The sequence below is a fragment of the Sphingobacterium lactis genome (assembly GCF_051951495.1).
In the GTDB taxonomy this organism is placed as follows: Bacteria; Bacteroidota; Bacteroidia; order Sphingobacteriales; family Sphingobacteriaceae; genus Sphingobacterium; species Sphingobacterium lactis_A.
On sequence record NZ_JBNHAS010000002.1, the window covers coordinates 316725 to 341573 of the forward strand.

The 24849-nt window shown below is 38.8% G+C and carries 18 protein-coding genes; 13 read left to right on the forward strand and 5 right to left on the reverse strand.

What is annotated here, in order from left to right:
• Positions 1-670 precede the first annotated feature (670 nt).
• A complete protein-coding gene (locus tag ACP6L2_RS09075) occupies positions 671-2086 on the forward strand; it encodes a M20/M25/M40 family metallo-hydrolase (RefSeq protein WP_440508909.1) in 1416 nt (471 codons plus the stop codon).
• Between the two features lie 24 nt (positions 2087-2110).
• Here ACP6L2_RS09075 and ACP6L2_RS09080 read toward each other — a convergent pair whose 3' ends face one another.
• Positions 2111-3301: an ATP-binding protein gene (locus ACP6L2_RS09080; protein ID WP_440508910.1), complete on the reverse strand. Its 1191-nt coding sequence runs from the start codon at positions 3299-3301 to the stop codon at positions 2111-2113.
• A 265-nt stretch (positions 3302-3566) separates the two neighbouring features.
• Positions 3567-5480: an acetate--CoA ligase gene (gene acs / locus ACP6L2_RS09085; RefSeq protein WP_440508911.1), complete on the reverse strand. Its 1914-nt coding sequence runs from the start codon at positions 5478-5480 to the stop codon at positions 3567-3569.
• 215 nt (positions 5481-5695) lie between these two features.
• Here acs and ACP6L2_RS09090 point away from each other — a divergent pair, with 215 nt between their 5' ends.
• The 8 genes from ACP6L2_RS09090 to ACP6L2_RS09125 all read left to right on the forward strand — a co-directional run bounded on the left by ACP6L2_RS09090 (position 5696) and on the right by ACP6L2_RS09125 (position 17326).
• Positions 5696-6526, forward strand: a complete 831-nt coding sequence (locus ACP6L2_RS09090) for a hypothetical protein (RefSeq protein ID WP_440508912.1) — start codon at positions 5696-5698, stop codon at positions 6524-6526.
• A 255-nt stretch (positions 6527-6781) separates the two neighbouring features.
• On the forward strand, positions 6782-7339 hold the full coding sequence (locus ACP6L2_RS09095) for an RNA polymerase sigma factor (protein WP_440508913.1): 558 nt from the start codon (positions 6782-6784) through the stop codon (positions 7337-7339).
• Between the two features lie 130 nt (positions 7340-7469).
• Positions 7470-8627, forward strand: coding sequence for a FecR family protein (locus ACP6L2_RS09100; protein ID WP_440508914.1), 1158 nt, complete (start codon positions 7470-7472; stop codon positions 8625-8627).
• A 112-nt stretch (positions 8628-8739) separates the two neighbouring features.
• Positions 8740-12393 carry a SusC/RagA family TonB-linked outer membrane protein gene (locus tag ACP6L2_RS09105; protein WP_440508915.1) on the forward strand — a complete coding sequence of 1218 codons (3654 nt, stop codon included), beginning with the start codon at positions 8740-8742 and terminating at the stop codon, positions 12391-12393.
• A 16-nt stretch (positions 12394-12409) separates the two neighbouring features.
• Positions 12410-13957, forward strand: a complete 1548-nt coding sequence (locus ACP6L2_RS09110) for a RagB/SusD family nutrient uptake outer membrane protein (protein ID WP_440508916.1) — start codon at positions 12410-12412, stop codon at positions 13955-13957.
• A gap of 16 nt (positions 13958-13973) precedes the next feature.
• Positions 13974-14852: a zinc-binding metallopeptidase gene (locus tag ACP6L2_RS09115; protein ID WP_440508917.1), complete on the forward strand. Its 879-nt coding sequence runs from the start codon at positions 13974-13976 to the stop codon at positions 14850-14852.
• Between the two features lie 10 nt (positions 14853-14862).
• The gene (locus ACP6L2_RS09120; RefSeq protein ID WP_440508918.1) at positions 14863-16170 is read left to right on the forward strand and encodes a DUF4302 domain-containing protein; all 1308 of its coding nucleotides are present in this window, start codon (positions 14863-14865) and stop codon (positions 16168-16170) included.
• 10 nt (positions 16171-16180) lie between these two features.
• Complete coding sequence (locus ACP6L2_RS09125) at positions 16181-17326, forward strand: BACON domain-containing protein (protein WP_440508919.1); 1146 nt, start codon at positions 16181-16183, stop codon at positions 17324-17326.
• A 78-nt stretch (positions 17327-17404) separates the two neighbouring features.
• Here the strand turns inward: ACP6L2_RS09125 and ACP6L2_RS09130 are convergent, their stop codons facing one another.
• Genes ACP6L2_RS09130 through rsmA form a run of 3 tightly spaced genes read right to left on the reverse strand, consistent with a single transcriptional unit; the run spans position 17405 to position 20286 of the window.
• Positions 17405-18346: an NAD(P)-dependent oxidoreductase gene (locus ACP6L2_RS09130; RefSeq protein WP_440508920.1), complete on the reverse strand. Its 942-nt coding sequence runs from the start codon at positions 18344-18346 to the stop codon at positions 17405-17407.
• On the reverse strand, positions 18339-19505 hold the full coding sequence (locus tag ACP6L2_RS09135) for an FAD-dependent monooxygenase (RefSeq protein ID WP_440508921.1): 1167 nt from the start codon (positions 19503-19505) through the stop codon (positions 18339-18341). Before ACP6L2_RS09135 ends, ACP6L2_RS09130 begins: the two co-directional genes overlap by 8 nt.
• A gap of 1 nt (position 19506) precedes the next feature.
• The gene (rsmA, locus tag ACP6L2_RS09140) at positions 19507-20286 is read right to left on the reverse strand and encodes a 16S rRNA (adenine(1518)-N(6)/adenine(1519)-N(6))-dimethyltransferase RsmA (RefSeq protein WP_344673143.1); all 780 of its coding nucleotides are present in this window, start codon (positions 20284-20286) and stop codon (positions 19507-19509) included.
• Positions 20287-20422: 136 nt separating this feature from the next.
• On the opposite strand from rsmA, the gene pdxA reads away from it, so the two are divergent.
• The 4 genes from pdxA (at position 20423) to miaA (ending at position 24591) form a co-directional block, all read left to right on the forward strand.
• Positions 20423-21478 (forward strand): 4-hydroxythreonine-4-phosphate dehydrogenase PdxA, encoded by a 1056-nt coding sequence (gene pdxA / locus ACP6L2_RS09145; protein ID WP_440508922.1) that lies wholly within the window; start codon positions 20423-20425, stop codon positions 21476-21478.
• A 73-nt stretch (positions 21479-21551) separates the two neighbouring features.
• A complete protein-coding gene (locus ACP6L2_RS09150; protein WP_440508923.1) occupies positions 21552-22964 on the forward strand; it encodes a CCA tRNA nucleotidyltransferase in 1413 nt (470 codons plus the stop codon).
• A 62-nt stretch (positions 22965-23026) separates the two neighbouring features.
• Positions 23027-23602 (forward strand): IS1096 element passenger TnpR family protein, encoded by a 576-nt coding sequence (locus ACP6L2_RS09155; RefSeq protein ID WP_440508924.1) that lies wholly within the window; start codon positions 23027-23029, stop codon positions 23600-23602.
• Between the two features lie 71 nt (positions 23603-23673).
• Positions 23674-24591, forward strand: a complete 918-nt coding sequence (gene miaA / locus ACP6L2_RS09160; RefSeq protein ID WP_440508925.1) for a tRNA (adenosine(37)-N6)-dimethylallyltransferase MiaA — start codon at positions 23674-23676, stop codon at positions 24589-24591.
• Positions 24592-24849: the final 258 nt, after the last annotated feature.

Sequence of the window (24849 nt, forward strand, 5' to 3'; positions counted from 1 at the left end):
TTAAAAAAATATTCTAACTACTAACTACTGCCCATGGGGCTAAGACCCTTTGTTTCGCCCTGAGTGGTAAACAGTATAATTACTATCCTGCCATAGGTCTAATTACTTGATACTAAATACTAACTACTGCCCATAGGGCTAAGACTCTTTGCTTTGCTCTGAGTTGGGCATGGTAAAACTAATTTTGCATGGCGGGCGATGCATGCATCGCCCCTACATTAAACGGGAAATCCCAACCTAATACCTATACCTAACACCCTTTCTATCTCAAATCTAATAGCGTAGCGGTCTCATATCTCACATCTATTTCCCCCTTTTTCGTTTCTAAATTCTGTTGTCTTTTGTCTGTTGTCTAATAGTCTCTCCTTTGGTTTTATTCGACACTCTTACGGATCTCCTTCGGAACTTGTTCGGAACTCCTTCGGATCTCGTTCGGTTAGAAGCGAACGAGATCCGAAGGAGATCCATATCAGATCCCTAGAAATTCCCTAGGCGTCTCGAATAAAACTAGAGCCTGAACCAAGGGAAATACATTCCGTTCCTAATTGAAGATTGGTAAAGAAGTGGACAATTGGGATATTTGAAAGCAATCCGATATTTGACACTATTTAACGAATAGTATTGCTTATCATTTTAATTTATCTTCTATTTTTGTTTTAAAAACCAATTTATGAAGAAATTATTTTTACTCGTATTAGCTATATGGTCCATTCAGGTTCATGCGCAAAGCCTTTCTAAGGATAGTTTGTCGAAACACGTTCATTATTTGGCTTCGGAAGAATTGAAGGGGCGAGGTTTAGGGACTGAAGGGAAGGAGCTTGCTAAGGCTTATATTCTTCAGCATTTCAAACAAGCAGAATTACAACCTTACAAAGGTTCTTATGAGCAAAACTTTGATTTGCGGATTAAGTTAGCTGTTGTGAAGGCCACAAATGTAGTTGGAATGGTAGAGGGGACAGATCCGGCTTTAAAATCGGAGATTATAGTTTTAGGGGCGCATTATGACCATTTGGGATATAGGCCTGGAACCTCAACTTATTATCCTGGAGCAGATGATAATGCATCCGGGGTAGCAACCATCATTGAGTTGGCGAAATATTTTCAGCAGAACAAGCCTAAACGTACTATACTTTTTATAGCATTTGATGCTGAAGAGTCTGGTCTGATCGGTTCGAATCATTTTGTTAAGGAATTGACTAAGGAGGAGCGTTTAAGTATGAAGGCCATGTTTAGTTTTGATATGGTTGGTATGTTGCAGAAAAATGAGGGATTGACGTTAAAGGGTGTTGGGCATATCAAAGGGGGTGCTGAATTAGCAAAGGAACTCGCTCAAGGGATACCATTGAAAGATCTATCCGCATCTACAGAGGCATATACCGATACTGAACCTTTTGGGACATCTGGAATACCTGCCATACATGTATTTACGGGTTTGAAGTCGCCTTATCATAAACCTGAGGATAAAGCAGATCTGTTGGATTATCATGGAATGGAGCGCATTGCTAAATTTAGTTCACGTTTTGTTGAAGCCTTGGCCAATCATACAGAGGTGGGTGCCGAAAACGTGATGAAGCGCTTACAAAAGAAACCAGGAGCAATCATGAGACCATTACGTTTTGCGGTTTTAGGAGAATTGAATACCGGAAAGCATCTGTATCAGGAAGAGTTCTACGATGCCAAAGCCGAAGTAGGATTTGCTTTAGGACTTCGCGCAAGTTACAGGTTAAGCAAGATGTATGCTTTAGATTTGGGTGTTCATTTTGATCAAAATGCCAGTCGATCTGCTGCAGGAAGATTTTATCGCAATTCACTGATGGTACCGTTGGATTTGAAATTTGGACACCTGTTCTATGTTAATGCCGGTGCCTATTATAAGAATCACTTTAATGGAAAGAACGGTGCTGAAAAATTGGACTTCAACTCCGACTTTCGAAAAGATGAATGGGGATTCCAGGCAGGATTTGGATTTGAATATTCTAAGTATATTTTTGGTGTGAACTACCGCGGGGCTTTTAATTCCATTATGCAGAATGGACCTAAAATAGTACCGACAAGTTCTGGATTCTATTTAGGCTATCGCTTTTAAGGTTTATAATAAGACACAAAAACACTAATACATAAAACCAAAAAGCCAAATGGGAATGATATTGGAATACCCTATTTCGATTCCATCCTTTGCTAAGTATGCCTTATCTAGTTGGGCTACTTGCTTTTTGGTTTTATTCTTTCCACCAATTTCAAAGGTATAGGTTTTGTCAATGATAAAATCAGTTTTTTCGGCAAGATTTATTTCATGCAAACCTTTAAATTGATTCAAGAAAAAGGTTTCTCGTACATTACCGATATTGGTATTTTCCTTAGCAAGGGCATACATCAAATTACTGTTATTCAAATAAAGTTTCTCTGGCTTGGTTAAGACACCTATACCACTATTGTCTTTGTATAATTCGTTGACCAATCCTGCTCGTTCCAACAGCTTGATGCTGTGCACCAACATATTACGTGAAACACCCACTTTTTCGCTGAGTTTGCTAATGTTAGGTGTGAAGGGTGCACTTGTCGCCACGGTAATCAATAGTTTCTTTAGCTTTACCAAGCTATCGTACTGCATATCTTCAACCGCATGGATATCGATTTCGATAATTAGATTAATGGTATTAATCAGTTTTTGCGCATAACTCTGTTCATTTTCCCGATAATAGGGATATGCACCAATTCGCAGGTATTTTTCAAAAAGAGGTATGGGTTTGATGTCTTGGAGTAAAGCAGCAGCAATTTGTTGATGCTCATTTAAAATCGTTTCCAAACTATAGCTTGGTAAATTCTTTTTCGTCTCCAATTGGATGAATTCCCGAAAAGACAATTCCTTTAGGATATAAGATACAGCTCTTCGACTTAAATCGGATTCTGATTGGTAGATTTCCAACATGGAGGAGGAGGTAAAAATGACTTTCAGCTCGGGGAAGTTATCATAAATCAGTTTAATTTCCCTGGACCAATTGGGATACTTGTGTACTTCATCGAGCAATAAATGTGTTCCCCCCATCAAAGCAAATTGCTTGGCCAGTTCATATAAATTGTGGTTAAAAAAGTAAATATGATCCAAGCTAATATACAGACTGGAGGATTGTGGAAGATGGAGCTTTGCTAATTGCAATAGAAGTGTTGTCTTGCCAGAACCCCGCGCGCCTTTAATCGCTATCAAGCGGTTATTTAAATCCAACTCATTCAACAAATACCGTTGAAATTCCAAGGATTGACGGAGAAGTTTAGCCTGAAATTCCAATAATAATTCTTCCATAATTGCTTTCTATATAAAGCAAATATAGGTAATTAATGCTTTTTATAAAAAGCATTTTATATTTATTATTGCTTTTTGTAAAGAGCAATATTGAAATTTTTTAAGATATGGAAAGAGTTTATTTATTAAAGGAGATTCGAAGTTTCATGTAAAGAGAGGGAAAAATGTCTAAGTTTATAGCATGAAGAAACCCTATCGCTTTGTCAAAAGTCATAAGACTTCTGATCAAAACGATAGGGTTTTTATGGGGATAAGTCCGAAGAGCTTATTTCATTTTCTTGGAGCCTTCGATGATGGATTCCACCACGTTAGGGTCTTGTAGGGTTGAAGTATCACCCAGGCTATTTAATTCGCCTTCTGCGATCTTGCGTAAGATACGGCGCATGATTTTTCCAGATCTTGTTTTCGGCAATTCTGTTACGAATTGAATAATATCTGGTTTAGCGATAGCACCAATGATACGTGTCACGGTTTGCAAGATATCTTGACGTGTTTTTTCTTCGTCGATATGGTGATTAGCAATCACATAAGCATAAATACCTTGTCCTTTCACTGGATGCGGGTATCCTACGATGGCAGATTCTACCACATCGGCGTGCATGTTGATGGCATTTTCAACCTCCGCGGTACCGATACGGTGCCCTGAAACGTTCAATACATCATCGACACGACCGGTAATACGGTAATAACCTTCCGGACTGCGGTAACAGCCGTCTCCTGTGAAGTACATGTTTTCATAGGTAGAGAAATAGGTTTGGCGACAGCGTTCATGGTCACCCCAAGTGGTGCGAAGCATACCTGGCCATGGAAACTTAATACATAAGTTACCACTCACATCATTTCCTTCGATCTCTTGTCCGGTATCATCCATTAAGCAAGGCTGAACTCCTGGTAAAGGTAGCATTGCATATCCTGGGATTTCTGGTGTAATTCCGGCAATAGGTGTGATTAAGTGTCCACCATTTTCCGTTTGCCACCAAGTATCCACAATTGGACATTTACCTTTACCCACTTTCTCATGGTACCAAGTCCAAGCTTCTTCATTGATAGGTTCACCTACTGAACCCAATACACGAAGCGAGGAAAGATCTTTATTTTCTAAATACTCATCTCCGAACGCCATCAAAGAACGAATAGCTGTAGGAGCGGTATACAGCGTATTTACCTTGTATTTATCAACGATATCCCAGAAACGTCCAGCATCTGGATAGGTTGGGATACCTTCAAACATCAAGGATGTTGCTCCTTGCGATAGCGGTCCATAAACAATATAAGAGTGTCCCGTAATCCAACCGATATCTGCAGTACAGAAGAAGATTTCCCCAGGTTGGTATTGGAAGGTATTGGCAAAGGTGTATCCAGTATAGACCATATAACCCGCCGTGGTATGCACTACCCCTTTAGGTTTGCCTGTTGAACCGGAAGTATAAAGGATAAACAAGGTGTCTTCAGCATCCATCTCTTCAGCAGGACAAGCTGGATTGCCTTGAGTTTCCACTTTCTTAATTTCATCTTCCCACCATACATCACGACCTTTTATCATAGATATAGGCGTACGCGTGCGAGTCAATACAATAACCTTTTCAACCGATTTACACTGCATTAAGGCATCATCAACAATACTTTTCAGCTCTAAGATTTTCTTTCCACGGAAACCACCATCGGAGGTGATAACCAATTTACATTCGGCATCGTTGATACGATCAGCAATAGATTGTGCGGAGAATCCTCCAAATACTACGGAATGTATAGCACCAATTCGCGCACATGCTAAAACTGCGATAACCAATTCAGGTACCATTGGTAAGTAAATACAAACACGGTCTCCTTTACGGATGTTGTTGTTTTTTAGCACAGTAGCAAATTGCTCTACCTTTTGTAACAACTGCTTATAGGTAAGAACACGGTGAGCTTCATGTGGATCGTTAGGCTCCCAGATAATAGCTGGTTGGTCACCTAATTGATAGATATGACGATCTAAACAGTTTTCGGTTATATTTAGCTTTCCCCCTTCAAACCACTTAATATCCGGTTCCTTAAAGTTCCATTTTAGGACATTTGTCCATTTTCTCTTCCAAAAGAAATTCTCTGCAATTCCTCCCCAGAATTGCTCCGGATTTTCTACACTCTCTTTGTAAGCTTTTTGATACTCCTCAAAAGATTTAATTTGAAAACTCATCTTTCTAAAATAAAATTATAGGTCTACATTATATTTGCCTTAGGAATTATTTAATTCGGTCAATTACTTATTAAATGACGTTAAATAGGCCTGCAGCAGAGCTAATTTAATTTTTTTTAATATGTTTTACTAATTTTTAGGTGGCTTGATTGAATAAATTGCATTTTTGTTTAGGATTTATTGTGGAAATATTAAAGCGCCTATATTATTTTTTTGTGAATAGCAACTTCCTTATTGCGATGGCTGCTGTTGCGCAATGTGCTTTAACCTATATCATCTTAGATTTACCGGTTAATCCCTATATTTTAGTGATAGAAGGGGCTACAACCTTACTTTTATACAACCTGAGTCTTTATCTTTCCTTGCCCAAGGATCCGCAGTCATCTCCTTATCAGCGGACCCGATGGATTGGTAAAAACTTGCGATTTCTTTGGGCCTTCAGCATTCTTGCTGTGCTATTAACCGCCTGGGCCTTGTTACATTTGCATATACTGACGCTCTTATTCTTAGGTTTTGTGGGTATGGTCAGTTTGGCCTATGCTGTTCCAATAGTACAGATTGCAGGTAAAAAAATAGGCTTAAGACAAGTTCCAGGTTTAAAGGTCTTTTATATAGCCTTGGTTTGGTCTTTAAGTAGTGTGGGCTTGCCGGTTGTGGAATTATATGCTAATCATGCTGTTATTGATTGGTATATGGCAAATTACTTGGGCTTGGTCAAAATTCTATTTTTACTCTTATGTACCCTGCCTTTTGATATCAGAGATTATGAACAGGATAGTTATTATAAGTTAAAGACTATACCGATAATCTTGGGTAAGGAAAAGGCTATTTTACTTTCCTATGGAATGGGCCTTTTCCATATTTTATTAATGCTGGTATCACCTTATTCACCTGCTGTAAAATGGGGGATGGTGCTGACCAGTGTTTTCGTGTTACTGCTTTTTAAGTTTGTTATTTTCACCGACAAAAAACATTATCACCATGTTTACTTATTGGACATGGCACTGATTGTACAATGGTTTGCGGTTTGGGTTTGGCAGGGTTGAGTCCGATTCTTTTCCTAATAACAATTTTTTTACAAGCTTGTAAATTGCTAAATTTTCATTGAATGGCAATATTTTTTCCAAGCATCGCCTAATATTAACTCCGTTATTGCAATACAAAATTATTTTTATTTCTTTTGTTAAATAATTATTAAATTTTTCCTCAGAAGAGGACGTCTATCTTGAATTAATGAATGGTTATTAATCCTATCTGTTTGTTTTCAATAGGTTAGGGTTTCAAAGAAATATTCTTGGAGAATGAACGAATTCGAATTATGGAATTTGTTGCAAGAGGGGGATGAAGCTGCCTTTGCACAGGTATACCATCAATATGTGGATGCCCTGTATGGCTATGGCCAAAATTTAGGCTATGAGGCTGCAGATATTGAAGATGCTATCCAGGAATTGTTCGTTAAGATTTACCATAAAAGAGGACAGTACCAAACGGTCAAAAATCTAAAAGTCTATCTATTTATTGCATTAAAAAATACCTTGTTGAACAAGCGTTCCAAAGTCAAGGTTATTGAACTAAATCCGGAGTTGCACGATGCCGAGGAGGCTAGTATGGAAGAACAATGGATCTTGAAGGAGCAATCTCAAATTGATCGACAATTGTTAAAAGAAGGTTTAGCTCAATTAAGTCCACGACAAAAGCAAGTATTGTATTTTCGGTTTTTTAAAACCATGAGCTTTAAGCAGATTGCCGAACACTTGCAGATCAACCCACAGTCTGCAAAAAATATTGCCCAGTCGGCTGTTAAAAAACTTAAGGCTTTCCTAACCCTTTTGATCCTATTGGTTCTACTTTTTTCATAAATAATCTCGCTTATTTTCAGCGGTTTAAATCTTTTCTTTTAAAAAAGTTAAAATAAAGTTTCATTTCCATGAGTACTTTTTAGAAAAGCTACTGTCCTTAAATTAACAGGCCTTCAATGACCTTTAATTTATGAATGTAAATAACTACCATTTTCATACGACCGTTACGGAATTCCTTAGTGATGAATTTTTCATCAGCTCCATGCTTGATCCAACAGCAGAAAGTGATTTGTTTTGGCAAAACCTACTTGCTGAAGGTAAAATATCGGAGGCTACCTTTCTTGACGCGCGTCAGAAATTATTGGGTGTTCCACAACCAATGGATCCTTTGCGGAAAGTGGAGTTGTTTATGCGCATTCAAGATGCGCAGGTGACAAAGCCAAAAATCCGAAATCTTTATCGCTATGCTGCAGCCATCATATTGGCAACAGTGGGAGCATCCTTATGGTTTTACTTTCAACGCACTGCGATTAGCGATAATTCAGAAGCAATATTAGCAGCAACAGAAGATAGTACCGGGATACGCTTAGTAACGAACGGCGATCAAACGCTACAGATTTCAGGGAAAGAAGCGGTGTTGGATTTCTCGAATGCAGAGAATGTTAAGCTCAATACCCAAACCATTGAGCTTTCCAAGAAAGAAGAAGCCATACAACATGAGGTTCATGTTCCACTAGGAAAAAGAATGTCCTTAGTACTTCCAGATGGTACAAAACTATGGGTGAATGCAGGTTCGTCGATTCAATTTCCAAGTCATTTTTCCGACAATAAAAGAGAGGTCCGCGTCAATGGTGAGGTCTATGCGGATGTGACTAAAGACCCGAAGAAACCTTTTGTATTCCATACCAAAGAGTTTGATGTACAGGTTTTGGGTACCAGCTTGAATATTCATGCCTATGAGCAAGATGCAAAACATCAAGTTACGCTGGTGGAAGGAAGTGTGCGGATGAAAAGTAAAGCAGGTGAATATCTGCTAAGCCCTGACCAGGCATATTTTAAAAATGGTCAAGTAGAACAGGTGAAGAAAGTGGATGTAACATTTTTCACGTCCTGGAAGGATGGGTTTTATCGGTTTAAAGACCAGCCGCTACAGGATGTAATCCACAATTTGGAGCGGTATTATGGGGCAAGTATTGCCTATGAGCCAAAAATTGCGACATTAAAATGTTCTGGCTATTTGGATCTACAGGAGGATCTGCAGGCAGTTTTACGAGGAGTAGCATTCTCCTTGGATATACAAATGAGAAAAGAAAACAACACATATAAACTATACCAGAAGCCTATGTAAAGAAATGAGTAATGAACCTAGCTAATCAAAAAAAAGGCAATACGATTTCTGTATTGCCCTAAAAAATGCGTTGTCGCGCATCTTATTATTAATAACTCTGATTAACAAATTTATGAAAGAATTTGAAAAGGCCAGCTATACCTTTACAAAACGGTATTGCAAAAGCCTTGTTTTAAGTTCGCTGCTTCTTTTCTACAGCACGAACGAAGCCTTTGCTACGCAAAAAGAGATCGAAAATCCTGTAACACGGGTGACGGTCAATATCAGTAACACCAGTTTAGTGGATGCCTTTAAAAAGTTAGAGAGCTATGGTGTTTTGGTGTTTTATTCCAGCAATATTGACAATCCGAACAAACAGGTTCAAGTCAAAGCGGATAATAAAACCTTAAAAGAAATATTCGACAGTTTACTTGCAGGGACGCAGAATACCTATTCCATTGAAGGAAGACAGGTGTTCATCAAGCGTGTCAATACAGCGAACCCCAGGCAAAACAACAGCAGTGAAAAGCAGCAATTAGAAGCTTCAGGGCGTGTTGTTTCGGAAGATGGTAAACCCATCGCCGGTGCATCCGTTACTTTGGTTGGAGGAACTGCCAGCGTAAGTACGGATGATTTAGGACATTTCCGTATTGCTGTTCCAAATGGTAATGCTAAGTTAATTGTCAGCTATGTGGGTTATGATAGACAACAGGTATCTGCAGGCTTAGATATCCGTGTGACTTTGGTGAAGAAGGAAGATGTGATTGAGGAGGTAGTAGTTACAGGGGTAACAAAGACTGATAAACGATTATTTACTGGTGCTTCAACAAAATTGAATGCTGAGGACATGAAAATCGACGGTATGCCTGAGATTAGCCGTTCCTTAGAAGGCCGTGTTGCAGGGGTATCTGTACAAAACGTATCGGGAACATTTGGTACAGCACCAAAGATCCGTGTTCGTGGAGCGACATCCATTTATGGTAGTTCTAAACCATTATGGGTTGTTGATGGGGTTATCATGGAAGATGTGACGGAAGTGAGTGCAGATGATTTATCATCCGGGGATGCGGTTACTTTGATCAGTTCTGCGGTCGCAGGCTTAAATGCTGACGATATTGAGAGTTTCCAAATCCTTAAGGATGGTTCAGCAACTTCTATCTATGGTGCACGCGCTATGGCGGGGGTAATCGTTGTGACCACGAAGAAGGGTAAGGCAGGTGTGAGCCGTTTAAGCTATACCGGTGAGTATACTACACGTCAGATTCCTAGCTATGGTGACTTCAATATTATGAATTCGCAGGAACAGATGGGTATATATAAGGAGATGGAAAGCAAGGGATGGTTGAACTTTGGGGAGACCTACCGAGCGCAGAATTCCGGAATTTATGGTCATATGTATAAGCTTTTGAATACATACGATCCTACAACAGGAATGTTTGGATTAGCGAATACGGAAGAACAGAAGTTGGCATATTTACGTGCAGCAGAAATGCGCAATACCGATTGGTTTGATGTGTTATTCAATGACAACATCATGCAAAACCACTCCTTGAGTTTAACCAATGGTACTGAGCGTTCCACTTATTATGCTTCCTTATCGGCAATGAATGATCCAGGATGGACTAAGCAAAGTAAGACCAATCGTTATACAGCCAACCTCAACATGAGTTATAAGATCATCCCTAATTTGAGCTTAAACTTAATTGCAAATGCCTCGAACCGTAAGCAACGTGCTCCCGGTACTTTAAGTCAGGAAACTGACCCAGTATTTGGTGAGGTGAAGCGTAATTTTGATATCAACCCATACAACTACGCGATGAATACTTCGCGTGCATTGGAAGTGAATACATTTTATACGCGTAACTATGCACCATTTAATATTCTTCATGAGTTGGAGAACAATTATATCGATATCGACGTTTCAGGGTTGAAATTTCAAGGAGAATTGAGATGGCGCGCTATGCCAGGCTTAGAGTTCTCTGCCTTAGGAGCATTCAAATACGAAAATTCTTCGCAACAACATAACATCTTAGACAACGCTAACCAGGCTTTGGCTTACCGCTCTATGGATGATGCTACCATTCGCGATAATAACAGCTTCTTATACCTAGATCCAAATAATCCGTATGCATTGCCGATTTCTGTATTACCAGAAGGAGGTATCTATCGCCGTACAGACTATGGTATGATGGGGCAAGATTTCCGAGTATCAGGAGCCTATACTAAAACCATTGCCAATACGCATGTTTTAAACTTGAACGTAGGTGGGGAATACAATTCTTATGACCGTGAAAGATCTTTTTTCAATGGTTGGGGAATGCAATATGCATTAGGAGAAATTCCTTTTTATGTTTATGAATTCTTCAAACAAGGTATTGAGCAAGGGACAGACTATTATGGTTTGAACCATACCAAATCGCGTAAAGTAGGTTTTTATGCTAACCCGACCTATTCTTACAAGCACAAATATAATTTGTCGGCTACCGTTCGCTATGATGGTAGTAACAGATTAGGTTCAGCAAATTCTGCACGTTGGTTACCGACATGGAATGTGGGGGCATCTTGGAATGCGCATGATGAAACATTCTTTGATAATTTAAAGCCTGTATTTTCTCATTTGACCATGCGTACATCGTATAGTTTGACGGGTGAATCGGGAGTTGACTATGTGAATAATGCGAATATGATTATTCATAGTTACAATCCTTGGCGTCCATTCTCCGACATGAAGGAAAGTGGATTGATGGTTACGGAATTTCCAAACAATAACTTGACTTATGAAAAGAAACATGAGTTAAACGTGGGTGTTGATATGGGTTTTCTTTCAAACCGCATTAACCTGGTTGCAGACTGGTATACACGTGATAATTTTGATTTGATCGGTCCAATTTATACCGATGGGGTTGCTGGTAAATCCTTGAAATGGGGTAACGTAGCGGCTATGAAGTCTAAAGGTGTGGAATTCACCTTGACCACTAAAAATATCATGAACGAGCAGTTCAATTGGAATACCAGCTTTACCATGGCTTGGAACCAAACGAATATTACCAAATTGGATGCGACATCAAGTGTGGTAGACCTGGTAAAAGGTACAGGTTATGTGAAAGAAGGCTATCCAGTTAGATCCATCTTCTCTATTCCTTTTGTTGGATTGGATCGTGAAGGTCTTCCAGTATTCATTAATGAAGATGGTGAGGAGACAACTTTTGACATCGACTTTCAGCAGAATGCTATTGAGAAGTTGAAGTTCTTGAAGTATGAAGGTTCAGCAGATCCACATACCATGGGAAGTTTAGGGAATATCTTTACTTATAAAAACTTCCGCTTGAATGTATTTATGACTTATTCTTTTGGGAATGTGATTCGTCTAGATCAGGTTTTCAAGAGTAAATATGATGACATGCGTGCTATGCCAAGAGAGTTCAGTAACCGTTGGACGCTACCAGGAGATGAGGGTGTAACCTCTATTCCAGCAATTGTAAACCGTTGGTATGCGGATGACAATCCAGATATGAAAATTGCCTATAATGCTTACAACTTCTCTTCTTTCCGAGTAGCTGATGGTGGATTTATCCGTATGAAGGAAATTTCTTTAGGATATGATTTCCCTAAAGATTGGATTGGTTCAAAAATGAATAATCTATCGGTGAAATTACAAGCGACGAATCCATTCTTGATTTATGCGGATAAGAAATTGAATGGTCAGGATCCAGAGTTCTTCCGTTCAGGAGGTGTTGCTGCGCCAGTACCAAAACAATACACCTTAACTGTACGAGTGGGCATTTAATAAAATTAGAAATATCATGATTAAAACATATAATAAAATATTAATTGCATTAGCTGCAACGGCTATTTTGAGTTCTTGTGACAAGACCTTGGATACCCCGCCAGATTCCAGAACAGAGTTAGATACGCCGGAGAAGATTCAGAAGTTGTTGATCTCTGCTTATCCTGGAGCATCTGTTTATTGGGTCAATGAAATGGCATCGGATAATGCGGATTACAACGGTGATGCTTTTACAGCATACGATCGTTTTCATGTGCAATCTTTCCTGTGGCAAGATATTACGGAGGCTTCAAATGACAACACCTACGAGATTTGGTCTAAACATTATGGAGCGATTGGAACAGCGAATGCGGCATTAGAGGCTATTGCGAAATTGGGTAATCCAGTTAATCTAGATGCTGTTCGCGGAGAAGCTTTGATGTGCCGTGCTTATAGTCATTTTGTATTGGTCAATACCTTCAGCCATGCCTATAACAACACGACAAGCAAGACGGATTTGGGAATTCCATATTCCGATAAGATTGAAAAGGATCTGATCACAAAGCATGAGCGTGGTACAGTGGAAGAGACTTATGCACGAATTAAAGCTGATATTGAGGAGGCATTACCATTGATCAGTGACTCCTATTATAGCCAACCAAAATTCCACTTTAACGTGAAAGCAGCAAATGCATTTGCAGCACGTTTTTACCTTTACCATAGGGAGTACGATAAAGCTATTACAGCTGCTTCGAAAGCATTGGGTGCAGATGCACGTGCGGATTTGAGAAATTGGGATGCCTTACAGAAATTAAGTGCCAACAATTTTATTAAGCCAAATGCTTACATCAGTAAGGATGAAAAGGCAAATTATTTGTTGATAGATGCGGTTTCAAGTTGGGGATATTGTCATGGTCCATACCGTGGAGGTGGTCGTTATTCCTATACGAAGTACATTGCTGATAACGAAGCAACAAACTCTTCAGGACCATGGGAAGATTATGCCTTGTTGAACTTCCGCGCCATGAATTATGATGCCAATATCAAGAAGATGATTTCCTATAAAATTGGTGCTTATTTCGAGTTTACCGATATCATCAACAAGATTGGTTATGTACATTCTGTTCAGACTATTTTCACAGCAGATGAGACGTTGTTAACCCGTGCAGAAGCGTATGCCCTTAAAGGAGATGTAGACAATGCTGCAAAAGATATGTTGACTTTCTATGGCAATTATACCATCAAAAAGAACATAACGAAGCAAAAAATATTGGATTTCTATAAGAACACTGCTTATTACAAGCATGATGTTCCTACGCCTAAAAAAGCTTTAAATGTTGATTATGCGCTTACAGCGGATCAAGAGAATATGGTACATGCGGTATTACATATGCGTAGAATCCTGACCATGCATGAGGGATTGCGTTGGAATGATATCAAACGTTACGGTATGGTGATTTACCGCCGTTTGGTACAGAATAACGAGGTGGGTATCATGGATGAAATGAAAGTAGATGATCCTCGTCGTGCATTTCAAATACCTAAAGAAATCATAGGTGCAGGTATGACGCCAAACCCAAGATAATTTCAATTATAAAGAGATGAAAAAATTTAATATAATCTATATCCTAGCAGTATTGGCAATCTTTCTAGGCTCATGCCGAAAAGATGATGCTGTAGATGAGAACAACTCCATCTTTCAGCCAACTGACCCGGCTACACTCACGAATTTTGATCATTGGATAACGAAGAATGTTTCCTATCCATACAATATCGATGTATTATACAAATACAACGATATCAATACTGATCCTAGATTTGTTTTGGTGCCTGCTGATATTAAAAAATCACAATTAATGATTCAGGTTCTGAAATATGCGTGGCTGGAAGCGTATGATGAAGTAATTGGTGTGGACTTTACCCGTAAATATGCTCCAAAACAATTTATGTTCGTAGGTTCGTCAGCATTTGAAAGTGGAAATACGAAAGTGATGGCTACAGCTGAAGGAGGTGTTAAGATCACGATGTATGAGATCAATACTGTTTCATTGGATGCGACAGAGCAAATTGAGAATTACTTCCACATTATTCACCACGAATTCTCACATATTTTACATCAGAATAAGAATTTCAGTACCGATTTTCAGAAGATTACAGAAACGGAATACATTAAGGATGATTGGTCTTACGTAAGTGTTGCTGATGCCCGTAACAAAGGATTTGTTTCAAATTATGCGATGAATGAACCTAATGAGGATTTCGCAGAGACCTATTCGATTTTTATTACCTCTACAGATAAGCAGTGGAGCACTATTTTAAATGAAGCAGGAACTACAGGGTCAGCTTTGATCAATAAGAAATTAGAGATCATCAGGGAATATGCTCGAAACTCATGGGGTTTTGAATTAGATAATTTACGTGCTACGGTTTTACGTCGTTCTGAACGAGTAGCTCAACTTCAATTTGAGGACTTTAATTAATAACGAATACATGAAGCAATTACAAAAAATAGCATTATTACTGGTGTTCGCATTGACACTGAATGCATGTAGTCGTTTTGAAGATGCGACTTTTGATCAATCTTCAGCCCAACGTATGAATGAAGCTTTTGTAGCCTATAATGAGATCCTACAGAATGCAGCACATGGTTGGAGTATAGATTATTATTACGGAGATTTTAATAGCCCAGAAGGCGGTTATAAGATGTTGGCGAAATTTAAGGATGGTAAAGTTGATTTAGCATCTGAACTGACCGCCAATAAGGTGAATGCCGGGACTACCGTTTCTTCTACATATTCATTTACTTCGGAGAATGGTCCTATATTAAGTTTTGATAGTTACAATCCAATATTGCATTACTATTCGGAAGCAACAGGTTCCAATCCTTCTGGTTTAGGAGGAGACTTTGAGTTTATTATGGTCTCTGTGACTCCACAAAAAATCATTCTTCGAGGAAAGAAATTCGCGAATCAGATTATCATGCGTCCTTTAGCAGAAGAAAAGGATTTCCAGACTTACGTTAATGAAGTAAAGGCTTTAAAAACGACTTTAAGTAAAATGATGCGTTTCGATATTTTAGCGAATGGATCAACTAATGGGGTAGCTGTCAATTTAGATCAGAGTAAGTGGTATAACACCGATAAACCAGAAGAAGTGACTTATTATGCTGTCTCGGATAAGGGAATTGATTTGCAGTCTCCTGTAAGCATCGAAGTAAAGGAATATGATGAATTTGTTTTCAACCCGGAGGAAAGAAGATTTACAGCCAAAGACGATGCTAAAATTGCACTTCAAGCTGTACAATTGGAATACAATGACATCCCTGGTGATTATGTATTCTCTTACGTAAGTAATGTTGGTTCTAAAAATGAGGTGGTGAAAATTACGGAGAAAGTTGCAGGCAAGACCTTTACTTTGACTTCCAAGTCATTTATTCAACCGATTCAGTTAGAATATTCCAATGGAAACTTATTGTTTAAACCACAGAATTTAGGCAAAGTTCCTAATGGTTCATCCGGGAATCTATGGATGACTGTTGGTTATGATTCAAACCTGTTGGGCTATGTCATTCCAACATTTGAAACCAGTACCACCTTTGTGATGGGCGGCTTGTGGATGCAAGGAACTCGTGAAAAACCTATTTTAAATATTATGTCGCAATATACTAGACAAGGAATCTTGGGAAGTTTCCCGATGAAGTACTTGGCGCTACATAAAGTGGTTGGCACGAACAAAGAATTCTATGATAATGAACAAGGTGTGCATTTCATGATTAACATGAAGCTTACTAAACAATAAAATTTAGCAAATGAAGCAAATAATAAAAGGCATTTTGATGCTAAGTATTCTTAGTGTCGTGCTGTATTCCTGTAAAAAAGATGATGTAGCTTCCGAGCTTGCTGTTTTAGAAACGAAAGTAGCCAATGGTCCATTGGCTAATACCGGGACAATTGAGTTATCCTCAACCAATTTTTCTGCTACGGTAGAAGATGAATGGTGTACCATCCAAACTGAGGGAAATATAATTCATGTCAGCATGGAGCAAAACGATTCCAAGACAAATCGAACTACATTAATTCATATCACTGCTAATGATGGTAAGAAATTGGTAGTTCCAATAACGCAAAGAGGTTTGTTGTTTGAGGTGAATTCCCCATTGAGTAATCTTAATTATTCCTTAAAGGGTGGAGTCAAAAAAATCAATGTGATCAGCAATATTGATTATGAGGTAAAGTTTGATCAAGATTGGTTGAGTTACGAGATCGTTGGTGATACATTACTTTTAAAAGCGAATAATTTCGCTCCTGCGGATCTTAATGAACGTCGCACAGCTAAAGCAACTTTGATGTATGGAAATGAAGAGGTTGTTTTGGAATTGGCACAGTTTAATATCTTCTCTTATGAAGACTTTATGGGTGCTGCTTTTCTTTCCTATGTTGATCATGCAACATTGGATGAGAGCAAGCGCGTGAGAATTCCTGTTACCATTAAGGAGAAGATTCCAGGTACAGTATTTACGGTTACTACGGCACCTATGGCTGTCTTGGGTAATAACCGCATTAATATTGATGTTACTTATAACCCTGACGCATCGATACAGATTAATTCTGGTCAGTTAATAGTGAGTGGTTTAGTAGAGCCTAAAGCGAATGACATCATCAATAATAATATGGTGAAAGTTTATGCTGCAGCTTATAATATAGCAGCCAAGGCATTTAGTACCAAAGCTGATCCTTTGTTAAAAGCAAGTGGTCAATCCGTGGGTACTGGTACACAATATAAATTTGAGAAATTCAACGAATGGGATAATGGCGCTTTATTGCCATCCTTATTAAAATACTATACGGCAGATGGATTGGCCATCAGTGCATATCGATTCAGTTCGGTGTCTATGAGCCGTTACAGTACCATTGCACCATATGTGTATATGTTGGATTTACGATTAGAAAAGTAGTTTCAATGTTTTATTAATAATTGCTAAGGGACGTCGTGATGATGTCCCTTTTTTTATTGGTCTACCCAGCAGCTGATATTATTCTTGGTTTTTTAACCAAGCTATTATTTTGTCAGCTAGGATTGATGATAGCTTATAATAGCTTTCAAAGGTCCATCCAGCAACATGTGGGCTTAATAAGACATTGTCCCTGCTAATTAAATTTTGGTACCATTCCTGTTCAGCTAATGATGGGAACTTCTCTACAGGCAATACGTCAAAAGCAGCTCCGAGAATCTTTCCTTCGTCTAAGTACTTTAGAACAGCTGGCACTTGAACAATACCTCCACGAGCACCCATTAAAAAGAAGATAGGCTTTCGGAAATGGAACAAATACTCTTCATCAATCATACCTTTAGTTTCTCTTGTTAATGGGATATGAAAACTCAATACATCGGCTTGTCGAACAACTTCTTCCATTGAGACTTCTCGAGCATACAGATCGGAAAAACCTGTTTTATATTTATCGTAAGCAATGACTTGTACATCAAAACCGGAGAGTTTTTTCGCCATGGCTTGACCGTTATTACCATAGCCAATCAAGGCTACAGTTCTACCTTTTAATTCGTATCCTCGGTTTTCCTCTCTACGCCATTGTCCATGACGGACCTCCTGATCTCCTCGGTTTAAATTATTCATCAAGCTTAACAACATACCAATCATATGTTCTCCCACAGCATCTCGATTGCCTTCGTTTGCACTGAATAAGGCGATGCCCTTATTAGTAGCATAAGCTTCATCAATATTATCCATACCAGCTCCTGAACGACCGATGAATTTTAACTTACTGCCTAAATCAATAAATGCCTGGTCTACCTGAAACTTGGATCGAATCAATAAACCTTCATATTGATCAATTACTTGTTCTGCAGCAGTTCTTTCCATCTCGGGTTGATAGTCAAAAGCTACTCCAGCCTTTTGAAACTTTTCTAATAAGATATCATGTAGGTCATCTACGATTAATATGCGCATGTTATTCATTGTTTATGGTCATAAAATTTTCCTTGAAGAGCTTTTCCAAGGCCTTGTTACCCATGTTTGGAGGCATGAGCTTCATCAAGCCATTTCGAATGGCAATGAAAATCGGGTTCTCCCATTGGGCAATAGATCCAATACTTCTAGAAGTATCAATGATGTATTTGGTTCTAGCCAAACGTCGGTTCTCCAGATGTTGAAAGGCTAATTCTACGGACTTATTCTTTCTTAATTCATCTTGAAGGACTGCTACATCTTCTAGTGCTTGACATGCTCCTTGCCCCATATTCGGGGTACAGGCATGTGCCGCATCTCCGATAAGTAGGATGTTGTCGAAAGCGAATTGCTTCAAAGGCTTAAGGTCAATGATATCATTCCAGATTACCTGGTCTTGATTCGTCTGTGCAAGAATTTCTGGAATCGGGTTATGATAATTTTTAAAGTTATCTTGAAGATCCTGTATGGTGTAATTTTGGAATTTTGTGGAATTAGCCGGTCCGTTGATACAAGCGTACCAATAGATTCGGTCGTTCTTTAGCGGAGTCATCCCAAATCGACCATGTTTTCCCCAGGTTTCAGTCCCTTTTTTAAGTTTGATATCGCTGTTATTGATGGTTGCTCGCCAACAGGTGTAGCCACTAAAGCGTGGATGTGATGTTGGTAGGAGTTGCTGTCTAATTGGAGATTTAATTCCATCGGCAACTATCAGGTACTTACAAGTATGTGTTGTGCCATCCTCAAAAAATACTTGAATCTGATTATCGGATTTTTCAATCCTTTGGGCAGATTTTCCAAGGACAAGCTGATCTTGTGCAAGCTGACTTAATAAATAAAGGTGGAGGTCAGCTCGATGAATAGCGAAGTTTTGCTGTTCATAGCGTTTGCTGATGTTTTGGGTATCTGGGTTCACCAAGATTTCTCCATCTTGGTTGAGAATAGCAAAGGAGTCGAGGTAATAGCCAATTTCTTCCACATCCTTTCGGAGACCAAGAAGTTCTAGGGCTTGCATAGCATTGGCAGCTAAACCAAATCCAGCACCAATTCCGCGGAGATTAGAGACTCGTTCAAACAATGTAAATTCACGATTTAGTCCTTTTAACATAATGGCTGTGGCTAATCCTGCTACTCCTCCACCAATAATCGCAAATTCACTGTCTGTATGCATGCTATTCTTTATTTCCTATTTCGTTGGTTAACTGAATAAAATCTGCGACGGATAATCGTTCTGCCCGCAATTCATAAAGTGGATTATCACTCATCTGATCCTTTGGAATAACACCTGATAAGGCATTGCGTAATGTCTTTCTGCGTTGATTAAAAGCAGCTTTTACAATACGCCAAAACAATTTTTCATCACAGTCTAGGGATTCTCGATCATTTCGTACCATGCGCATGACCCCTGATAATACCTTTGGTGGTGGGTTAAACGCACCTGCTTTTACGGTAAATAAGTAAGAAACATCATAGTACGCCTGTAAAAAGACAGAGAGAATTCCATATTCTTTACTGCCTGGTTTTGCCACACAGCGTTCGGCAACTTCTTTCTGAAACATACCAACCATTTCAACCACCTTGTTTCGTTCCTCCAAGATTTTAAACAGAATCTGCGATGAAATGTTATAAGGGAAGTTTCCAATAACTGCCATCTTATCTGGAAAGTAGGCAGAAAAATCTAGCGTAAGAAAGTCACCATGTATTAAACGTTTTCCCACTTGTGGGTATTTCTCGTCCAAATAGGCGATGGATTCATCATCAACATCAATTAGGAAGGTTTCATATTCTTCATGTTGCAATAGAAAGTCGGAGAGTACGCCCATTCCTGGACCTACTTCTAACACTTGTTTAAATCCCAAGGAAGGGGTTAAGGCTTCTACTATACGTTGAGCTGCATTTTTGTCGTTGAGGAAATGCTGGCCTAAATGTTTCTTTGCACGAACTGATCCCATAAGCTTAAATTACGCAAAGATACTATTTTTTAAACGGACAGATAGGGCGAATGCAGTTGGATAAGAGTCATTTTAGCAAGTTTGAGCCTATTGTTGCTATTTTTTGTTATTTTTGACTATAAAATGCGCAATAAAGATGAGTGAAAAGCTAAAAATTGGAATCTCTGTAGGTGATATAAATGGTATTGGATTAGAGGTTATTATTAAGTCCTTAATGGATAACCGAATTCTAGATTTCTTTACCCCCATTGTTTATGGGAATACCAAAGTAGCCTCATTTCATCGGAAAGCCATAGGCGTCAATGATTTTAGTTTTAATGTGATCAATTCTGCTGATCAGGCAAATCCTAAACGCCCCAACATGATCAATTGTTGGCAAGAGGATGTGAAGATTAGCTTAGGTGAGCAAAACGAAATCGGCGGTAAATATGCTTTTATTTCCCTTCAGCGTGCGGCAGAAGATCTTAAAGCTGGTGTAATTGATGCCTTAGTAACAGCTCCTATTAACAAGCACAATATCCAACAAGAAGGTTTTAATTTCCCAGGGCATACCGAATATTTGCAGAATTTCTTTGAAGCCAAAGATGTGCTAATGTTTATGGTCAGTGAAGATCTTCGGATTGGCGTTGTTACGGGTCATATCCCTGTAAAAGAAATCGCAGCTTCTATTACTGAAGAGGCTATTTTGGAGAAGCTCAGAATGATGAATGAGAGCTTAAAAACAGACTTCTGGGTTCAAAAACCAAAGATTGCTGTATTAGGCTTAAACCCACACGCTGGTGACGATGGTTTAATAGGAACAGAGGACCAAGATATCATCGCTCCTGCCATTAAGAAAGCTTATGAGGAGGGTATATTTTGTTTTGGGCCTTACCCTGCTGATGGCTTTTTTGCAGATGATGCCTATACGAAATTTGATGCGGTCCTAGCGATGTATCATGATCAAGGCTTAATACCATTCAAGCATATTGCTTCTCGTACTGGGGTTAACTTCACAGCAGGGTTACCTGATGTTCGTACTTCTCCAGATCATGGTACAGGATATGATATTGCTGGTAAAAACATAGCTTCTGAAACTTCTTTCTTATCGGCTATTTTTGAAGCAGTTCATATTGTGAACCGTCGTCGAGAACAAGCGGTCTTATCGGAGAATCCTTTAGCCTTCCGTAGACTAAGCAAGGATAGAGACTAAGCATTTTCCTAATTTTAAGCAAAGACAGCGTATCTGTTGTCTATAAATTTCATTACTTTTGCACTTTGTTGCTATGAGTGAGAATTTAAGTCATCCTATATTTTCCATTATCCGAGAATTAGCGAGGGAAGAAGAGGTTTCCTGCTATGTGATTGGTGGTTTTGTTCGTGATCGAATAATGGGGAGACCCTTAAAAGATGATATCGATATATTAGTCTTAGGATCTGGGATTGATTTTGCCAATAAGCTGGGGGAGAAACTGCATACGAAAGTAGCGGTATATAAATCCTTCGGTACCGCCATGTTAAACTATCAAGGTCTTCAGGTTGAATTTGTTGGTGCTCGAAAAGAGTCTTATCGTCGTGATTCCCGTAAGCCGATAGTAGAAGATGGCACACTAGCAGATGATCAAAATCGTCGTGACTTCACCATCAATGCGATGGCATTCTCCTTGAATGATGCAGATTATGGTGCTTTAGTAGATCCTTTCAATGGGGTTGAAGATATTAAAAATCAGCTTATACGCACTCCCTTAGAACCAGGAATTACATTTTCTGATGATCCTTTACGCATGATGCGTGCTATTCGCTTTGCAACACAATTGAACTTTCGTATCGATGCTGCAGCCTTAAATGCCATTGCTGAACAAGCAGACCGCATTAAGATCATTTCTAAGGAGCGTGTAATCGATGAATTAAATAAAATTATTCTAGCCAAAAAACCATCTATAGGATTTAAATACCTGTTTGATACTGGTTTGTTGGAACTGATCTTTCCAACCATGAGTCAACTCTATGGAGTAGAATATGTGGATGGTAAAGGTCATAAAGATAATTTCTACCATACTTTGGAAGTGTTAGATAATGTTTCTGAGCTTTCAGAGGATCTTTGGCTGCGTTGGGCTGCTATCATGCATGATATTGCCAAACCTGCTACCAAGCGTTTTGATAAAAAGGTCGGGTGGACCTTTCATGGTCATGAGGATCGCGGGGCAAAGATGGTTCCAAAACTATTTGCCGAACTCAAATTACCGCTGAATGAGAAAATGAAGTTTGTTCAAAAACTCGTTCTATTGCATTTGCGACCTATTGTACTAGCACAAGATATCGTGACTGATTCTGCTGTAAGACGCTTATTGTTTGAAGCAGGGGATGATATAGATGCACTAATGATGCTGTGTCATGCCGATGTGACCACAAAAAACGAATACAAGAAAAAGAAATACCGCGAGAACTTTGACCTGGTTAAACAGAAGCTGAAGGATGTTGAAGAACGAGATCAAATACGTAATTGGCAGCCTCCTATTGATGGAGATGACATTATGAAGGTTTTCGGTATTGGACCTGGCAGACATGTGGGACAAATAAAGAATGCCATACGAGAGGCCATATTAGAAGGCGATATTCCAAACTCTCGAAATGAAGCTTTAGCCTTCATGGTTGAAAAAGGGAAAAGCTTAGGCTTAGAACCACTTAAAGAAGCATAATATTTTTAAAAAAATCGTAACTTTATTGCTCGAATCTTAGCAATAAATAAGGAATTAATACCATGGCAATTTATAGATTTAGGATAACATTTGAAGATTATGAGGATGTATATAGAGAAGTTGATATGCCTTCGAAAGCTACATTCTTAGACTTACATGAAATGATACAAAAAACGACAGGGTATGATTTAGAAAAATCATCGTCATTTTATGTAAGTAATGACCAATGGAAGAAAGGAACAGAAATAGCCTTTCAACCAAACGCTCGCAAAAAAGATGCAGGTGTTCTATTAATGGAAGATATTCGTTTGAGCAAATTCATTGATGATCCGCATCAGAAATTCTATTACATCTATAACTTTGATCGTCCCTATGATTTCCATGTGGAGCTTATCAAAATCTTAAAAGAAGAGGAAGGAAAAGAGTATCCATCATTATTCAAGAAGATTGGTGAGGCACCGAAGGCTATTACAGCTGCTAACTTCCCGGTAGCAGGTGAAGAAGATGACGATGATGATTATGTAGAAGAAGGAGGAGAGGAATACGGTGTAGATGAGGAGGATGATTACGATATGTTTGATGACGAGGAAGGTGAAGAAGGGGGAGAGGGAAACAATAATTCCAGTGAGGAATTTTAAAAAGAAATCTTTAACTTACTAGATAGGATAGATGATAAAGCAATTTTATCATCTATTTTTTTAAATACAAAATGAATCAAGCAGAAAAGAAGAAGACTTTAATTGTTGTTGTTGGACCTACTGCAGTCGGCAAGACTGCTATGGCAATTGCCTTGGCCAAACACTTTCATACGTCTATAATTTCTGCAGATTCCCGACAGTTCTATCGGGAGATGGCTATTGGTACAGCCAAGCCCAGTAAAGAGGAACTGGAACAAGCAAATCATTACTTTATTGACTCGCACTCTATTGAGGAAGATTATACGGCTGGAGATTTTGAACGTGAAGCTTTAATCCGTTTGGCTGTATTGTTTAAAAGTACGGATGTGGTTATTGCAGTCGGAGGGTCAGGCTTATTTGTTCGAGCACTGTGTGAGGGTCTTGATGATTTACCTAAGGCACCTGAGGAGCTGCGTAATCGCCTGAATACGGAATTTCATACCAATGGGCTCGAACCTTTGAAGGAGCGCTTAAAAGCTGTCGATCCTGCTTATTATGAACGAGCTGATATTGATAATCCGCAACGTGTCATTCGAGCATTGGAAGTGTTTGAAACTTCTGGTAAACCTATTTCCTATTTCCTAAAACAAGGTCAAGCGAAAAGACCTTTTCAGATTATTACCATTGGCCTCAATACCGATCGTAAATTCTTATATGATCGCATCAACAAGCGTGTGGATATCATGATGGAAGAGGGTTTATTGGATGAGGTTAAAAGTTTGGCGAACTATAGACATAAACCAGCATTGTTAACCGTTGGCTATGCCGAATTATTCGATTTCCTTGATGGGAATATCAGTTTGGAAACTGCTGTTGAGCAGATCAAGCAGAATTCAAGGCGTTATGCCAAAAGACAGATTACATGGTTTAAGAAATACGGCGATACGACTTGGTTTGAACCCAATGATTTAAATGGAATATTAGCCTTTCTTCAAGAAAGGTCTATATAGTCTGACAACGAGCAGATTTAAATTTTTATCCAAACCTCTTACATTCGTAACCTTATTTTTACGAACACCTTTTTTACTTCATTTTCCTTATTAAACTGTTTTATAATGGCAATATGCTATGAATTTCCTCGTGTCTACTAGTTTCAACTCTCCTTTCAATTTCTATAGTTTCGGATTCACGAAAACGTTATAGTACGTTTTATGCAGGAAAATTAAAATTATCAATTATCTATGTTGTCAATTGTATAATCTGACAGT

Coding starts and splice junctions, on each gene's coding strand:
- ACP6L2_RS09120 (WP_440508918.1), top strand. CDS start 14,863: ATGAAGCAATTACAAAAAATAGCATTATTACTGGTGTTCGCATTGACA.
- ACP6L2_RS09110 (WP_440508916.1), top strand. CDS start 12,410: ATGATTAAAACATATAATAAAATATTAATTGCATTAGCTGCAACGGCT.
- pdxA (WP_440508922.1), top strand. CDS start 20,423: ATGAGTGAAAAGCTAAAAATTGGAATCTCTGTAGGTGATATAAATGGT.
- miaA (WP_440508925.1), top strand. CDS start 23,674: ATGAATCAAGCAGAAAAGAAGAAGACTTTAATTGTTGTTGTTGGACCT.
- acs (WP_440508911.1), bottom strand. CDS start 5,480: ATGAGTTTTCAAATTAAATCTTTTGAGGAGTATCAAAAAGCTTACAAA.
- ACP6L2_RS09135 (WP_440508921.1), bottom strand. CDS start 19,505: ATGCATACAGACAGTGAATTTGCGATTATTGGTGGAGGAGTAGCAGGA.
- ACP6L2_RS09105 (WP_440508915.1), top strand. CDS start 8,740: ATGAAAGAATTTGAAAAGGCCAGCTATACCTTTACAAAACGGTATTGC.
- ACP6L2_RS09115 (WP_440508917.1), top strand. CDS start 13,974: ATGAAAAAATTTAATATAATCTATATCCTAGCAGTATTGGCAATCTTT.
- ACP6L2_RS09095 (WP_440508913.1), top strand. CDS start 6,782: ATGAACGAATTCGAATTATGGAATTTGTTGCAAGAGGGGGATGAAGCT.
- ACP6L2_RS09130 (WP_440508920.1), bottom strand. CDS start 18,346: ATGAATAACATGCGCATATTAATCGTAGATGACCTACATGATATCTTA.
- ACP6L2_RS09150 (WP_440508923.1), top strand. CDS start 21,552: ATGAGTGAGAATTTAAGTCATCCTATATTTTCCATTATCCGAGAATTA.
- rsmA (WP_344673143.1), bottom strand. CDS start 20,286: ATGGGATCAGTTCGTGCAAAGAAACATTTAGGCCAGCATTTCCTCAAC.
- ACP6L2_RS09100 (WP_440508914.1), top strand. CDS start 7,470: ATGAATGTAAATAACTACCATTTTCATACGACCGTTACGGAATTCCTT.
- ACP6L2_RS09080 (WP_440508910.1), bottom strand. CDS start 3,301: ATGGAAGAATTATTATTGGAATTTCAGGCTAAACTTCTCCGTCAATCC.
- ACP6L2_RS09075 (WP_440508909.1), top strand. CDS start 671: ATGAAGAAATTATTTTTACTCGTATTAGCTATATGGTCCATTCAGGTT.
- ACP6L2_RS09125 (WP_440508919.1), top strand. CDS start 16,181: ATGAAGCAAATAATAAAAGGCATTTTGATGCTAAGTATTCTTAGTGTC.
- ACP6L2_RS09155 (WP_440508924.1), top strand. CDS start 23,027: ATGGCAATTTATAGATTTAGGATAACATTTGAAGATTATGAGGATGTA.